The following is a 15400-nucleotide window of genomic DNA, read 5'->3' as shown; positions in this document are numbered from 1 at the left end:
GTATTCCTTATTGTTTCTTCCGCGCCGGAGCAACTGGCGCCGGTGCAGGCGTGGCGGCTGGCGTTGGCGGCGGAGCCGGTGCAGGCGTTGGTTCGCGGCGCGCTTCGGCGGCAGCGGCGGCAGCTTCTGCGGCTTCCGGATCTTCAATCGGCACGAATTCGGCCGCGTCTTCCTTCGGCACCTTGGTGGTTTCCTTGTCGGTCGGACGCTTGCCCAGCAGGTAGAAGTCGAGTGCCTTGCGCGCGATTGGTGCGGCGATTTCCGCGCCCCAGCCGGCATTCTCTACCACCATCGCCACCACGATCTTCGGCTTGTCGGCCGGTGCGAAGGCGGTATACAGCGCGTTGTCGCGCAGACGTTCGGACAGTGCGGACGCATTGTACTTCTCGTTGGCCTTGATGCCCACCACCTGCGCCGTGCCGGTTTTGCCGCCGGAGGTGTAGGCAGCGTTGGCGAAGGCGCGGTAGGCGGTGCCACCCGGTTCACTGTTCACGCCCACCATGGCGCTCTTGATGATATCGATGTTTTCCTGCTTCAGCGCGATGCGGTAGCTTTCACTCGGCACGGTGAGTTTGCGCGCGCGGGTGCCGCCGTCTTCCACAATCTTCACCAAGTGCGGCTTCATCACCACGCCGTTGTTGGCCAGGTTGGCCATCGCGTGGGCGATCTGCAGCGGCGTGTACGAATTGTAGCCGGAGCCATTACTGACCGAGATGGTGTCGCCGCCGACCCACTTGCCCGCATTGCCCTTGAAGCGTTTGCGCTTCCACTCTTTGGATGGCAGCACGCCGATCTTTTCGTTATCGAGGTCGATGCCGGTTTTTTCACCGAAGCCGAATGGCTTCATGAAATTGGTGATAGCGTCGATCCCCATGTCATTACCGAGCTGGTAGTAGTAGGTATTGCAGGACACGATGACCGAACGACGCAAGTCGACGTTCCCGTGGCCGCCCACTTTATCGTCGCGGAATTTGTGGCCGCCCAAATAGAAGAAGCCGGGATCGGGATACGCGGTAGTGGGATTGCGTTTGCCCAGTTCCAGCGCAGCCAGCGCCATGAACGGTTTGAAAGTGGAGCCCGGCGCATAAGTACCGGACAGCGGACGGTTGATCATCGGCCGGTCCAGCGAGTTATTCAGGTCGTTCCAGCTTTGCGCATCGATACCGTCGACGAACAAGTTGGGATCGTAGCCGGGACGCGAAACGTAGGCGAGGATGTCACCCGTTTCAGGCTCGATGGCGACGAACGCGCCGCGCCATTCGCCGAAGGCTTCTTCCACCACCTTTTGCAGTTCGATGTCGATCGACAGAATCAGGTTATTGCCCGGCGTGGCGGCAGTACGCGACAAAGTGCGAATGGCGCGGCCACCGGCCGATACTTCCACTTCCTCGTAACCGGTCTGGCCATGCAGCTGCTTCTCGTAGCTTTTTTCCAGGCCCTCCTTGCCGATATGGTCGGTGCCTTTGTAATTCGCGGCGTCGTCGGTGGCTTCAATGCCTTTGATTTCGGACTGGTTGATACGGCCGATGTAGCCGATCACGTGCGACGCCGTTTCACCCAGCGGATACTGGCGGAACAAACGCGCCTGCACTTCCACACCGGGGAAGCGGAAGCGCTGCGCACTGAAACGCGCCACTTCTTCATCGGTCAGGCGGGTGCGCAGCGGTACACTTTCGAAGCCTTTGGATTCGTCCAGCAGTTTCTTGAAGCGCTTGCGGTCTTTGATATCCACCGTCACCAGCTTGGACAGCTCGTCGATGGCTTCGTCCAGCGTGGTATTCAGTTTGGACGGCGTGATCTCCAGCGTGAAAGCAGAGTAGTTACGCGCGAGGACCACGCCGTTGCGGTCCAAAATCAGGCCGCGATTCGGCACGATCGGCACGATGGCAATGCGGTTCTCTTCCGCCTTCACGGCGAAGTCGCTGTACTTCACGATCTGCAGCCAGATGAAGCGCAGCAGCAGCATGGCGAAGCAGAAAAACACCATCCCGCCCAGCACCGTCAGGCGCAGGCGGAACTGCTGCAGTTCGCGCTGGTTGTCCTTAATTTCAGTCATGCGATGTGAGAGGTCAGATCGGGCGGGTGTGGTCGCGGTCTACCGCGCGGCGTTGTGGCGCCAGCAGCAGCCAGGTCGCCAGCGGCCACAGGACCGATGCCACCACGCTTTCGATGAAGTAGAACCAGCCGGGGAATTTACCGGAGACGAAGAAACGCACCACCAGCTGCACCGACTGCGCCATCAGCAGCAGCGGGAACACGTGCATGGCCTGGGTCCAGATCGGGAACCACAGCATCCGGCGATGCAGCATGATGGCGAAGTAGGACAGCAGCGTGTAGGCCAGCGCGTTCTCGCCCAGCAGGGTGGAGTCGTGCACGTCCATCAGCAGGCCGAGGAAGAAAGCGGTGCCGATACCGACCTTGCGTGGCTGGTGCACGCCCCAGAACACCAGCACCAGCGCGACAAAATCCGGCACGCCGATGAAGTTCCCCCACGGGAGCAGGTTCAGAAGGAAGGCGCAGAACAGGCTGAAAAAAATGAACAGCGGGCTAACCGGCAGCAGGATATAGTGCGGACGATTCATCGTGCCGGCTCCTTGGATTGGTTGGCAGCGTCAGTGGCCGGAGTTTGAGCAGCAGGCTTCGGCGCTGGCGGTGGCATCACGGGGATCAGGCCGGGCGCACCATTGGTCGCTGCTGGCGCCGCGGCGGCAGGCTGGCCATCCACGCCCTCTTTCGGTGCCTCCTTGATCGGCGCCATTTTGTTATTGTGCTTGCGCAGTGCGCGCGGCTCTTCATCGGCCGGACGCGGAGGCATCTCCGGCGTCGACATCAAAATCAGCAGCTGCGTATTATTCATGATGCCGGCCAGCGGCTGGCAAACCACACCGCCGAACGAACCGCCGGCACTGTTCTCCACCTGCGACACGCGTGCCACTGCCAGGCCGGCCGGATACACACCGTCCAGACCCGAGGTCACCACAATATCGCCCACCTGGATATCCGCATTCGGCGCCGTAAAGCGCAATTCGAGATTGCCCGACTTGCCGCGACCATACGCCACGCTGCGCAAGCCGTTGCGCAGCAGCTGCACCGGAATCGCCTGCTCCTTATCGGACAGCAGCGTCACCTCGGACGTGAACGGGAACACCCGCGTCACCTGCCCTACCACGCCCTGGTTATCGATCACCGGCAAACCAAGCGTTACATCATGGCGCGTGCCGCGGTCCAGAATGATCTTGCGGCTGTTGACGTCGCGCGCGTCGTACAGCACATCGGCCAGCATGGTCTTCACCGGCAAATGCTGGCGCGCGTCCAGCAGGCGGCGCAGCTGCGCATTCTCGGCAGACTGCAACTGCGCCTGCTGCAAGGCGGTCGAATTGAGGATCTGCTGGCGGCGCAATTCGCGCACCTGCTTTTCCATCGATGACAAAGTAGAGAAATAATCGCCGACGCCGTAGATAGCGTCACGTGGCATCAAGGCTGCCATTTGCAGCGGATACAGCACGGTGCCGGCCACCTGGCGCACCGTGGTCAGGGTCCGCATATGCGAGTCAACCAGCAGCAGTGCAATCGATATGCACGCGAACACCGTCATCTTGACCCGAGCCGAGGCGCCTTGCTTAAAAAGTGGCGGAGGACTGTATTCCATGACTTCCAATAAGCATCGGGGCCGCTGTTTTGCGGCCCCGTTTAGTCAGATCATTCGTAGGAGAAGATCGAACCCAGTTGATCCATCCGCTCCAGCGCCATGCCGGAGCCGCGCACCACGCAGGTCAGCGGATCTTCCGCCACCAGCACCGGCAGGCCGGTTTCTTCCATCAGCAAGCGATCCAGGTCGCGCAGCAGTGCGCCACCGCCGGTCAGCATCATGCCTTTTTCGGCGATGTCGGCGCCCAGTTCCGGCGGGGTTTGTTCCAGCGCGTTCTTCACGGCCGATACGATGTTGTTCAGCGGGTCGGTCAGCGCTTCCAGAATTTCGTTCGACGAGATGGTGAACGAACGTGGAATACCTTCCGACAGATTGCGGCCCTTGACTTCCATCTCTTTGACTTCCGAACCAGGGAAGGCCGAACCGATGGCTTTCTTGATCGCTTCCGCAGTCTGCTCGCCAATCAGCATGCCGTAGTTACGGCGGATGTAGTTGACGATGGCTTCATCGAACTTGTCGCCGCCCACGCGCACCGAGCCTTTGTAGACCATGCCGCCCAGCGAGATGATGCCCACTTCGGTGGTACCACCACCGATGTCGACCACCATCGAGCCGGTTGCATCCGACACCGGCAGGCCGGCGCCGATGGCTGCTGCCATAGGCTCTTCGATCAAGTACACCTGCGAAGCACCAGCGCCCAGCGCCGATTCGCGGATCGCGCGGCGCTCAACTTGGGTCGAGCCGCAAGGCACGCAAATAATGATGCGTGGCGATGGGCGGAAGAATTTGGAGTCGTGCACCATGCGGATGAACTGCTTCAGCATTTGTTCGGTGACCGTGAAGTCGGCGATCACGCCGTCTTTCATCGGGCGGATTGCCTCGATGTTGCCTGGGACTTTACCCAGCATCTGCTTTGCTTCTTTACCAACTGCCTGAATGGTCTTTTTGCCATTCGGGCCGCCCTCTTGGCGGATGGCGACGACCGACGGCTCATCCAGGACGATGCCCTGGCCGCGAACGTAAATCAGGGTGTTGGCCGTGCCCAAGTCGATGGCCAGATCAGAGGAAATGTAACGACGTAAAAAACCAAACATTAAAGTGTCCTGTGGCGCTACCAGTGTGCGCGTAAACCGTTAAGTAAAAAATTCTGTCCGAAATGCGGCGGCAGCAATGATTCAGCGCCGACAACGCATCAACCCGCCATTCTACCTTATAATTTGACTGTGATTTATCCAAAATCCACGCAAAAGTGTGGTGCCTGAGGCCGCGATTTAGGCGGCATTCCTCGGTGTTTGAGGGCGAATAGGCAGAAATTCAAGTTTTTTATCAATATTACAATTAAACCCGCCATGTCCCTGACCTTATCCGACGTAACCCGCATTGCCAAACTGGCCCAACTTGAGATGAGCGAGCAACAGAGCGCGACCGCTTTGGAGCAGCTGAATGGCATTTTTGCGCTGGCCGAGCAGATGCAGGCGGTTGACACCGACGGCGTCGCCCCGCTGAGCCATCCACTGGCGGCGCACATGAATAACATCGCCCTGCGCCTGCGTGAAGACGTGGCCAGCGAACCAAATCGCCGCGACGACTATCAAACCGTCGCACCGAAGACCCAGGACGGTTTGTACCTGGTGCCGAAAGTGATCGACTAAAAGACGTCGCTCCCGCGCACGCGGGAACCCATGCTGAGCCGATCCAGCCAGCGCCCTATGGGTCCCCGCTTCCGCGAGGACGACGACGCAACGAATTAAACTGAACCGCCATGCACACCAAAACCATTAAAGAGCTGTCCGCCCTCCTGCAAAGCAAAGCGATTACCGCCACCGAACTGGCCACCCAGTTCCTCGACCGTATCGAGAAGAGCGACTTGAACGCCTTCCTGCACGTGGACCGCGCACTGACCCTGGCGCAAGCCGCCGAAGCCGATACCCGCATCGCCGCCGGCACCGCCACGCCGCTGACCGGCGTGCCGATCGCGCACAAAGACATCTTCGTCACCAAAGGCTGGCGCTCGACCGCCGGCTCGAAAATGCTGGCCGATTACGTCAGCCCATTCGACGCCACCGTGGTGGAGAAGTTCCGCGCGGCCGGCATGGTCACGCTGGGCAAACTGAATTGCGACGAATTCGCCATGGGTTCGGCCAATGAAAACTCGGCCTTCGGCGCGGTGAAAAATCCTTGGGATAAAACCGCTGTACCGGGCGGCTCGTCAGGTGGCTCCGCTGCTGCCGTTGCTGCGCGTTTGGCGCCGGCCGTCACCGGCACCGACACCGGCGGCTCGATCCGTCAGCCGGCGTCGTTCTGCGGCATCACCGGCATCAAGCCAACCTACGGCCGCGTATCGCGCTTCGGCATGATCGCGTTTGCCTCCTCGCTGGACCAGGGTGGCCCGATGGCGCAAACCGCCGAAGACTGCGCGCTGCTGCTGAACGCCATGGCCGGCTTCGACGAACGCGATTCGACTTCGCTGACGCCGGAACTGGGCGGCGTGGATGAAGACTACACCCGTGAGCTGGGCCAGCCGCTGACCGGCCTGCGCATCGGCGTGCCAAAAGAGTACTTCGGCGAAGGCCTGTCGAAAGACGTGGAAGATGCGGTGCGCGCTGCGCTGGCCAAGTACGTGGAACTGGGCGCGACGCTGGTTGACATCTCGCTGCCGAATACTGCGCTGTCAATTCCTGCTTACTACATGATCGCACCAGCCGAAGCCTCGTCCAACCTGTCGCGCTTTGACGGCGTGCGTTACGGCTTCCGCGCAGAAGGCTACAAAGACCTGCAAGACATGTACCGCAAAACCCGCGACCAGGGCTTCGGCAACGAAGTAAAGCGCCGCATCATGGTCGGCACCTATGTGCTGTGCCACGGCTACTACGACGCCTACTATCTGAAGGCGCAAAAAATCCGCCGCCTGATCGCACAGGATTTCGAGAAAGTGCTGAACGGCCCGGACGCAGTGTGCGACGTCATCATGGGTCCAGTGGCGCCTACCGTGGCGTGGGACCTGGGCGACAAATCGGACGATCCGGTTGCTGCTTATCTGGCCGACATCTACACCCTGTCGACCAGCCTGGCTGGTCTGCCGGGCATGTCGATCCCTGTTGGTTTCGGCGCGAAAGATCGCCCGGTCGGCCTGCAAATCATCGGCAAGCATTTCGGCGAAGCCAAGCTGCTGAACGTGGCACACGCCTACCAGCAAGCCACCGACTGGCACACCCGCGCTCCGGCCGGCATCTAAGAATTAATCAAGCGAGAATAATATGGAATGGGAAGTCGTCATCGGTATTGAGAACCACGTGCAGCTCACTACCGCATCAAAAATCTTCAGCGGCTCGCCGACCACTTTCGGCGCCGAAGCCAACACCCAAGCCAGCCCGGTTGATCTGGCGCTGCCTGGCGTGCTGCCGGTTATGAACAAACAAGCAGTGGACCGCGCGATTCGCTTCGGCCTCGCCGTCGGCGCCAAGATTGCGCCAGCGTCGATCTTCGCCCGCAAAAACTACTTCTACCCTGACCTGCCGAAAGGCTACCAGATCAGCCAATTCGAAGACCCGGTAGTAGTGGGCGGCGCGGTCACTTTCGGCTACGAAAAGGATGGCGAATTCGTCACCAAGACCGTCAACCTGACCCGCGCCCACCTGGAAGAAGATGCAGGCAAATCGCTGCACGAAGACTACGCAGGCATGTCCGGCATCGACTTGAACCGCGCCGGTACGCCGCTGCTGGAAATCGTCTCCGAGCCAGAACTGCGCAGCGCCGCTGAAGCAGTCGCTTACTGCAAAGCCCTGCACTCGCTGGTGATGTGGCTGGGCGTCTGCGACGGCAATATGCAGGAAGGCTCCTTCCGCTGCGACATCAACGTCTCCGTGCGTCCGAAAGGCCAGAAAGAATTCGGCACCCGCTGCGAGATTAAAAACCTGAACTCGTTCCGCTTCATCGAAGAAGCCGTGCACGTGGAAGTGCGCCGCCAGATCGAACTGATTGAAGACGGCGGCAAGGTCGTGCAAGCGACCCGCCTGTACGATCCAGACCGCAAAGAAACGCGCGAAATGCGCAGCAAGGAAGACGCACAGGATTACCGCTACTTCCCTGATCCAGACCTGCCGCCGCTGGTGATCTCCAACGCATGGATCGACACCGTGAAAGCAGCAATGCCGGAACTGCCGGCCGCCATGCGCGCACGCTTCGTCAGCGAATACGCCCTGCCGGAATATGACTCGCTGGTGCTGACCGCATCGAAAGCGATGGCCAACTACTTCGTGGCCGTGGTGGATGCAGCGGGCAAAGAGAACGCCAAAGCCGCCGCCAACTGGCTGATGGGCGACGTGTCGTCGACCCTGAACCGCGAAGGCGTGGACATCGCCGACGCGCCAGTCAAGCCTGCGCAACTGGCGCTGATGCTGAAGCGTATCGCCGACAGCACCATCAACAACAAGACCGCGAAAGAACTGTTCAGCGACATGTGGGCAGCGAAATCGGAAGACGACAATCTGGTCGATGCGCTGATCGAATCGAAAGGCCTGAAACAGATTTCCGACACCGGCGCGCTGGAAGCCATCGTCAACGAAGTCATTGCCAACAACGAGAAATCGGTGGAACAGTACCGCGCTGGTAAAGAAGCCGCGATCAACTCGCTGATCGGCCAGGCCATGAAAGCCTCGCGCGGCAAAGCCAACCCGGCGCAGTTGACCGAACTGCTAAAAGCCAAACTGGCCGGCTAATCCCCGTCGTCACAAAGAACGCCCCGCCGGCTCAAGCTCGCGGGGCTTTTTTTTATATTTAAGTAGACATTTGTGTCTAGACATAATATTCTACATCTACCGCATCCAGGGAGACGCCATGAGTATTCCGAAGCCGACCGCTGCAGAACTCGAGCTGCTGCAAGCCTTATGGCCGCTCGGCCAAGCCACCGCTAAGCAAGTGCACGAGGCCATGCTGGGCGATAAACCGGACCTCGCCTACAGTGCCGTGCTGCGCCTGATGCAGATCATGCACACCAAAGGCATTCTGACGCGCGACGAAAGCCAGCGCTCACACATCTATGCGCCGGCGCAAGCGCAGGACGCGCTGCAATCCTCCCTGTTGAAAGACCTGGTGCAGAAAGCCTTCGCTGGTTCGGCCAAGGCGCTAGTGCTGGCAGCCCTGCGCAACGGCATCTCCAAAAAAGAGCGCGCTGAAATCGAGAAGCTGCTGAAGGAAGAAAAGAAATGAGCGCTTTCATTTTCGCGCTCGGCCTGACGCTGATGCACTTCCTGTGGCAAGGCTTGCTGCTTGGCTGCGCTACTGCCGCCATACTCACGCTGCTGCGCAATAGCCGCGCCGAGTATCGCTATCTTGTCGCCTGCACCGCCTTGTTGGCCTGCCTGTGCTGGCCGGCGTTGGAGCTGTGGCAGCGCCTCGCTGGCGATGCGGTGACAGCCAGCGCCAGCATCCACGGCCTGCCGTGGATAGGCAACGACGTGATTGATGAAGAAGCCTGGTTCAATCTGCGCGATGCGCTGCGCTACACCGTTAGCCTGTGGGCGCTATGCGCTGCCGTGCTGGCGCTGCGCATGGTGGCGGGCTTGCTGTGGCTAGACCGCGTCAGCCGCCAACCGGCCCGCCATCCCAGCCACCAGCAATGGGAGCACGAACTGGCACAACTGGCGCGGCGCTTTGGCATCACGCGCGCTGTGCGCCTGCGAATACTCGATACGCTGGCGAGTCCCGTCACTGCCGGCTGGTGGCGCCCGGTGGTACTGGTGCCGGCAGCGCTAATCGGCGGCATGCCACCCGATCTGCTACAAGCCTTGCTGGCACACGAAATCGCGCACATCAAGCGCCACGATTACCTGGTCAACCTGCTGCAAAACCTGATTGAGACGCTGCTGTTCTACCACCCTGCCGTGTGGTGGATTTCGAACCGCATCCGCGTCGAACGGGAATTGATTGCAGACGATATCGCAGCAAGACAACTCGGCGAACCGCGGCGCCTGGCCCTTGCCTTATCAGAACTGGAGCGGCTCCGGTTCTCTCATCATCAACTGGCCCAAGCGGCCAATGGAGGAAATCTCATGCAACGCATCCAACACCTGCTGCGCCCCGCACCGCAAGCCCTGAACTGGAAAGCCGCCGTCGCCATGCTGGGCGTAGCCGTGTCCTGCCTGTCGGTGTACACGCAGGCCACCGCTGCCGATAAAAGCGCATCCGGCTACACCGCAGCAATCATCAACTTCAATACCTGCGAGAAGCCAGTATGGCCAGAAGGCGCCATTGCCGCCAACCGTACCGGCACCGTTAATCTGGAATTCAAGGTCGGCAAAGATGGCAAAGTCACGGGCTCCAACGTGCTCCACACCAGCGGCCACCCAGACCTCGACGAAGCCGCACGCACCGGCATCAGCAAATGCCAGTTCAAGCCCGCCACCAAAGCCGGCAAGCCAATCGACACCAAACAGAAAGTGCAGTACGTCTGGACGCTGGAGTAGTTAGTCGCGCACGCCGATCCAGCGGCCGTGGTCTAAGCGGAGGCGTTGCTTCATCTGGAGTTGGCCTTCGTTTTTTATGATGTAGGCGATCATGGGGAAGACTTGCTGGGCCGAGGCTTCCCGCATCCACGGCGCGGCGGCGAATTTGTAGGTGTAACTGGCGGTGCCGGTAGCGGCATCCCACGACACCAGCTTGGCGACACTGAGTTTGCCGACGCAGAAGTCGCCGGTGCGGATGATTGTTTCGCCGGTCGGCGACACGGTCTTGGTCTCGCGCTTGAGGTAGAACTTCTTGCCTTGCTCCGTCAGCGCGTAGCGCTCCACAGGCACTTGCTGCTCGCCGCGCTGGGTCATGCCGCCTTCGGCGCTTACCAGCCCAAGTTGCGCCAGCACCGGCAATTGGATGGCATCGCGGCTGCCCGCTTCAGCATCGCCCGGCGCGACGTCGATCGGCCAGTCAAATTTACCGACGCAGACATCACCATATTGCGACAGGTAGCTGCTCAGGCCTGCCATCATCGCTTTATTCGGTAGCTGCGCGGCTTGCGCAGCACCAGCGGCCAGCATCAGGGCCGCAATCATTGCTTTATTCATTTCTTCACCAAATCTGCATCGGTCAATGTGTTAAGGAAGGCTTCCAGGTCCTGCATCTCCTGCTCCGTCATGGCAGGCTTGCTGCCACGCGCGCGTCCATCCAGCGGCATTTGCTTGTCGAGGTTTTCGCGATAGCGCAGCGGCAGGTCGTTGTACTTCTGGACCACGCCTTTGACGGTCGGATACCAGCGTTCCGGTTCCGTGTCGCGCGTGTTGTAGAAGCGAATCACATCCTTCAACGATTTCAGCGCACCGTTGTGGAAGAACACCGAGCGCGTGGCAACGTTGCGCAAGGTCGGCGTCTTGAACATGCCGCAGTACTGCGCGCTGGCCGGACGTGGATGGTCTGGACGGTCGCAAATACCAAGGTCGCTGTACTTCGCGTTGCGGTTCGCCGGAATGTCCTTGTTGCGCGGGACGCCAATCGCCGCATAGGTAAAGTCGGTGAACAGTTTGACGCTGCCGTTCAGGCCCGCGCCGTTGTAGTGGCACGCAAAGCAGTTGCCTTTGTTTGGATCGCTGTAGACGGCAAAGCCGCGCATCTCGGTCGCCGTCAAATCACCGCCGATCTTGTTGCTCGAATAGAGGTCGTACTTGCTGCTGTAAGGATGGAAGCTGTTGTCTTCCAGCTGGTAGGCCTGCAGCGCGGCCAGCGCGTACTGGAAGGCCTGCTTGTCGCTCTTGAACGCATCAGCGCCGAACGCCGTGCGGAACTTGTCGGCGTAAGCGGACGCCTTGATCTTGCGGACCACATCGGCCGCACTCTTATTCGCCATTTCATGCTTCGCCAGCAGCGGGATGCTAGCCTGCTCCGCCAGTGTCGCGGCACGGCCATCCTGCGTGTAGCCGCCGCCCGGTCCCGGCGTGCTGATGCCGTCCGGGTTGTCCAGCATATCCGCATACGGCGGCGTGTATTCCTGGTAGCGCAGCGATGGCACCGCGCGCACACCATGCGTCGTCATCTTCGCACCGCCCAGCTGCACCGACAAATTGTTCGATGGCGCATGTGCGTGTGCCGGGTCATGACAGGTGGCGCACGCCAGCTTGCCCGATCCAGACAACGAAGTATCAAAAAACATTTGTTTGCCGATTTCGGCGGCGGCGCTCAAGGGCGTCGCCACCGGTACGGCGACGGCTTGCGCCGTCGCCGCAATCAGCACCAACATCAGTGCTGATTTCATCTTACTTGAGCGCCCATCCGTTACGCTGGTCGGCATCCGGACCGACTTGCTTGATGGTCGGGTAGCCGTTCTTCTGGATGTAGCCGGCCGGGATCACATACGAGTGATTCATCGGACGCACCGCATCGAAGTGTGCATCAGCGCTGCCCGCATATTCCGGCAGGTTCAGGATGTTCGCAGCGATGAACTTCTGCGAGTACTTGGAGCGGTTCATGTACGACCAGTCATCCACAGGATCGGCCAACTGGAACATGTCCTGCAGCGTGCGCACCAGCGAGATGTGGCTGTATGCGTCGCTATCAACCACGCCTTTCGGTGCGGCCGGCTGGTTGTTCAACACGCCAAAGGTTGAGGTGCCGTGGCCCTTGTTACCCTGCTTGTAGTTGGTGATGACTTCATTCGACACCGAACCGTCCGCGTTCTTCACCAATGGACCCAGCGCCAACGGCGAGCCGCTGGTGTTCCAGCCGCAGCACGAATTGAAGCCGCTGGTGGCAGTACCTTCGTCGAACATCATCACGATGGCAACGCGCTTCTGCGGGTTGTTCCACAGCGGCGAAGCCTGGATCTTTTTGATCAGGTAATCGGTGTACTTGTCGCCGCGGTAGATCAGCGGATTGCCGGAGCAATCACTGGCCGCCTTGGTGGTGCTGCTGCCCGGCATAGTGCCGACCAGGGTCACACCGTGCATGTCGTCGCACTGGTCCGGTTCCAGTATATTCAGCTGGCCGACATCGCCGCTGGCCAGGTCGTCGCCGAATTGATCGGCATTCCAGCCCGCAGGTGCGATGGCTTTGAACGCCTCATCCCACTGGCCGCCGCCCATGGTACGGTTATTCGCCAGGAACTCCGGCGAGCTGCGTACGTTCTGGAAGAACACGCTGCCATTGTGCTTGGCCGCATACAGCGCACTGGCCAAACGGACCTGCAGGCCCGGCGTGCCGATTGCGCCCACTGGTTCACTGGCGGTGTACAAGTAGTCCTGCGCGACGATGGTGGTATCAGCGGTGCCGTCCTTGCGCCAGTCGGCGCCGGGATTTTTCGACTCGCTATATACGCGCCAGTTCATGCCTTTGCTGCTGAGGGCATTGAACAGGTTAGCCTTGTTCTTGATATTGTGGTTGGTCGCGTTAGTGCAAGCCGACACGCCTGGTGGCAGCGGCAGGTCTTCAATCGCATTGGCAGTGGCGCCACTTGGGTAGCAGTTAAACGCGCTGTCGTCGGTGATACCGAAGTCGTCGCCGGAAGCGATGGCCAGGCGATTCGGCTCACTTGGATTGCCGGTCGAGTAGTAGCTGGTGAACTGGTTGCCCGCGTTCAGGTAGGCGTTGATGCGCGGCGCGTAGATCGAGTTCTTGATCGACGACGTGGCCTTGTTCTCCAACACGATCAGGAACACGTGGTCGTAGCGCGGAATGCCTTCCAGGTTCATCACCGCCAACTGCGCTTCCTTCATGGTGATGACAGGGCCGGTGGCGTTAGGATCGGCAGCCAATGCGGCTGGCGATACATCGCGGCGGTCCACCATCTTCGCGGCGAAACCAAAGCGGCTGCTCAACAGCACCGACTCTTTCAGCACGTCGACGCTGGCGCCGGTGGTGTCGCTCAGCAGCGCGTCAGCGCTGACGTTCAGGCGCGTGGCCAGGTTGTTCTTGGCCGATTCAAAGCTGATGCGATCATCGTCCATCATGCGTGCGATTTCGGTGGTCAGCGGCGAGATCGCAATCTTGGCCGGCACCAGCGGATTAATCAGCGCAGCCGATACCTGGTCGGCCGGTGCGCGCAGCACCATACGCTGGGTCACGACTTTGCCGTTGTTCAGCGAAGAGGTCGAGATTTCCGCGATCAGCGCGCCCGGCGTGCGGGTGGCCAGCAGGAAACTGCCATCGGCCTTGGTTAGTACGCTGGTTTCGCCGGCGTCGCACACGCCGTTGTCATTGGCGTCAACGCACACCTTGGCCGACTGGTACAGCGAGGCGACGGTGCCGGAGACTGCGCTACTGGTCGGCGAATTGGCGATAACAGGCGCGGTGAAGTAAGTGCCCGAGACCACGCCGCGCACGGTGACCGGCGCAGTCGCAGCGAAAGCCGGTGCGCACAGCGACAGCACGGCGCTGGCAATCAGAGTCGTTTTCAACATGAGAATTCCGTTTCGTCAGTGAGTGGAAGGATCAAGCCTGCTGGCGGCGACGTGCAATCGCGCCCACCAGGCCAAGGCCTGCGGCCAGCATGGCGATGCTGCTTGGCTCAGGCACTGGTGCTGCCGTCAGCGACCATGTGCCGTTGTTGGTCGGCTGGTCGAACGCGACGTCGCCGGTGTTGTAATTCACAGCAAAGGCTTGGTTGCCGATCTTCGCGTCGGCGCTGGTGACGAAATAGAAGTAGTTATTGACGCTGTCCGCAGCGTGCTGTGGATCGGAGTCGGCGAAGATGAAGTTGTTCTTGGCGGCGTTGGTGGAGATGACCGCGCCGGCAGCGGTGTTCCAGTCGTGCGTCACTGCGTCCCACGATGCGCCCACCAGCGCGCCGCTGTAGCCGGTGCCGTTGAAGTTGACGTGGACATCGGATACGCCTTCCAGCAGATCGCCGACCAGATGGCCGGACAGCGAACCAGTAACCGCCTGGCCATCGGTGAAGCTGTAGGAGAAGTTGAAGGTCTCGGCATGCGCGGAGGCGAATGCCGCCAGCAGGAGGGCTGCACAAATAATTTTTTTCATTTCTGGCTACCTGGGTTAAGGGAAGCCGGAATGATGTGTTTTTTTTATTACCGAATCATGACACTGCGACAATAAGCTGCGCCAGATTTGTTTCGTATTGTATCCAGCACCTATTCAAGCAGCGCGGCGATGGCCAGCGGCGTGGCGCTGGTGACAACCTGGCCCGCCTCCGGCCACGCCGCGAAGCGATAAGCGAACACACGGAAGCCCTGCATCGCATCGCCCGCGAATGCAGGGCCTTCTTTCGCCGTCAATACGCTTGTCGCGCCGCCAGCCGCGCGAAACTGCACTTGCGCAGCATCGTTCTTTAAATAGGTGAACTGCACGCCGACGCAGCTCTTGCCGCGTGCCTCGCCGCCGTAGCGCAAGTAGGCCAGCAGCTGTTCGCACGCCGTGCGCAAATCCGCCACTGCGTAGACGCCGTCCGGTCGTGTGACGATAGACACCCACGGTCCTGCTTTGAACTGGCCCGGTTTGCGGTTGACCACCAACTCCGCATTGTCGTCATACGCGGCTTTGGAGAATGGCAGCACCGCGCGGCCCAGTGCATCCAGCGCCAGCGTCACTTGCGCGGTCTTGCTGTTGAGCGTCAGCCGCAGCCCATCCATCGCAACGTTTTTATCGCGCGGCTGCAGGCGTAAATGATTTTGCAAAAACTGTTTGGGCTTGCCGTATTTTTCGAACCAGATCATTTGCCGGTAAGCGTCGCGATACGCGATCCAGTCGGCATCCTCCTGCGCACGGGCGAACGCCGGCAGCAAAACGAGGCAGAGGAGGAAGGCGATACGCAGCATA

The 15400-nt window shown here is 60.4% G+C and carries 13 protein-coding genes and 1 pseudogene; 5 read left to right on the top strand and 9 right to left on the bottom strand.

What is annotated here, in order from left to right:
• Window positions 1–7 precede the first annotated feature (7 nt).
• Genes mrdA through GTP46_RS02500 form a run of 4 tightly spaced genes read right to left on the bottom strand, consistent with a single transcriptional unit; the run spans window position 8 to window position 4743 of the window.
• Window positions 8–2056 (bottom strand): penicillin-binding protein 2, encoded by a 2049-nt coding sequence (gene mrdA / locus GTP46_RS02515; protein WP_161005052.1) that lies wholly within the window; start codon window positions 2054–2056, stop codon window positions 8–10.
• Window positions 2057–2069: 13 nt separating this feature from the next.
• Complete coding sequence (gene mreD / locus GTP46_RS02510) at window positions 2070–2582, bottom strand: rod shape-determining protein MreD (RefSeq protein ID WP_161005051.1); 513 nt, start codon at window positions 2580–2582, stop codon at window positions 2070–2072.
• Window positions 2579–3649: a rod shape-determining protein MreC gene (gene mreC / locus GTP46_RS02505; protein WP_161005050.1), complete on the bottom strand. Its 1071-nt coding sequence runs from the start codon at window positions 3647–3649 to the stop codon at window positions 2579–2581. Before mreC ends, mreD begins: the two co-directional genes overlap by 4 nt.
• A gap of 50 nt (window positions 3650–3699) precedes the next feature.
• Window positions 3700–4743 carry a rod shape-determining protein gene (locus tag GTP46_RS02500; protein WP_072789105.1) on the bottom strand — a complete coding sequence of 348 codons (1044 nt, stop codon included), beginning with the start codon at window positions 4741–4743 and terminating at the stop codon, window positions 3700–3702.
• A 255-nt stretch (window positions 4744–4998) separates the two neighbouring features.
• Between GTP46_RS02500 and gatC the strand changes: the two genes are divergently transcribed.
• The 5 genes from gatC (at window position 4999) to GTP46_RS02475 (ending at window position 10113) form a co-directional block, all read left to right on the top strand.
• Window positions 4999–5301 (top strand): Asp-tRNA(Asn)/Glu-tRNA(Gln) amidotransferase subunit GatC, encoded by a 303-nt coding sequence (gene gatC / locus GTP46_RS02495; RefSeq protein ID WP_092279424.1) that lies wholly within the window; start codon window positions 4999–5001, stop codon window positions 5299–5301.
• A gap of 110 nt (window positions 5302–5411) precedes the next feature.
• Window positions 5412–6884, top strand: coding sequence for an Asp-tRNA(Asn)/Glu-tRNA(Gln) amidotransferase subunit GatA (gatA, locus tag GTP46_RS02490; protein WP_161005049.1), 1473 nt, complete (start codon window positions 5412–5414; stop codon window positions 6882–6884).
• A 22-nt stretch (window positions 6885–6906) separates the two neighbouring features.
• Complete coding sequence (gatB, locus tag GTP46_RS02485; protein WP_161005048.1) at window positions 6907–8367, top strand: Asp-tRNA(Asn)/Glu-tRNA(Gln) amidotransferase subunit GatB; 1461 nt, start codon at window positions 6907–6909, stop codon at window positions 8365–8367.
• 118 nt (window positions 8368–8485) lie between these two features.
• A complete protein-coding gene (locus tag GTP46_RS02480; RefSeq protein ID WP_161005047.1) occupies window positions 8486–8857 on the top strand; it encodes a BlaI/MecI/CopY family transcriptional regulator in 372 nt (123 codons plus the stop codon).
• Window positions 8854–10113 carry a M56 family metallopeptidase gene (locus GTP46_RS02475; protein WP_161005046.1) on the top strand — a complete coding sequence of 420 codons (1260 nt, stop codon included), beginning with the start codon at window positions 8854–8856 and terminating at the stop codon, window positions 10111–10113. Before GTP46_RS02480 ends, GTP46_RS02475 begins: the two co-directional genes overlap by 4 nt.
• Here the strand turns inward: GTP46_RS02475 and GTP46_RS02470 are convergent, their stop codons facing one another.
• The 5 genes and pseudogenes from GTP46_RS02470 to GTP46_RS02450 form a co-directional block, all read right to left on the bottom strand.
• Window positions 10114–10707 (bottom strand): SEN1982 family lipoprotein, encoded by a 594-nt coding sequence (locus GTP46_RS02470; protein ID WP_161005045.1) that lies wholly within the window; start codon window positions 10705–10707, stop codon window positions 10114–10116.
• On the bottom strand, window positions 10704–11888 hold the full coding sequence (locus GTP46_RS02465; protein ID WP_229258775.1) for a cytochrome-c peroxidase: 1185 nt from the start codon (window positions 11886–11888) through the stop codon (window positions 10704–10706). The genes GTP46_RS02470 and GTP46_RS02465 overlap by 4 nt, the downstream gene beginning before the upstream one ends.
• Window position 11889: 1 nt before the next feature.
• Window positions 11890–14028 carry an alkaline phosphatase family protein gene (locus tag GTP46_RS02460; protein ID WP_161005043.1) on the bottom strand — a complete coding sequence of 713 codons (2139 nt, stop codon included), beginning with the start codon at window positions 14026–14028 and terminating at the stop codon, window positions 11890–11892.
• Window positions 14029–14059: 31 nt separating this feature from the next.
• Window positions 14060–14161 (bottom strand): annotated as a pseudogene (locus GTP46_RS30470) (PEP-CTERM sorting domain-containing protein); the annotation flags it as partial.
• A gap of 554 nt (window positions 14162–14715) precedes the next feature.
• Entirely contained in the window at window positions 14716–15399 is a 684-nt protein-coding gene (locus GTP46_RS02450; protein WP_161005041.1) for a hypothetical protein, read from the bottom strand.
• Between the last annotated feature and the right edge of the window lies 1 nt (window position 15400).

The organism is Duganella flavida (genome assembly GCF_009857445.1).
In the GTDB taxonomy this organism is placed as follows: domain Bacteria; phylum Pseudomonadota; class Gammaproteobacteria; order Burkholderiales; family Burkholderiaceae_D; genus Rugamonas; species Rugamonas flavida.
Note: the sequence above shows the minus strand (reverse complement) of the source record. Positions and strands in the feature narration are given on the sequence as shown.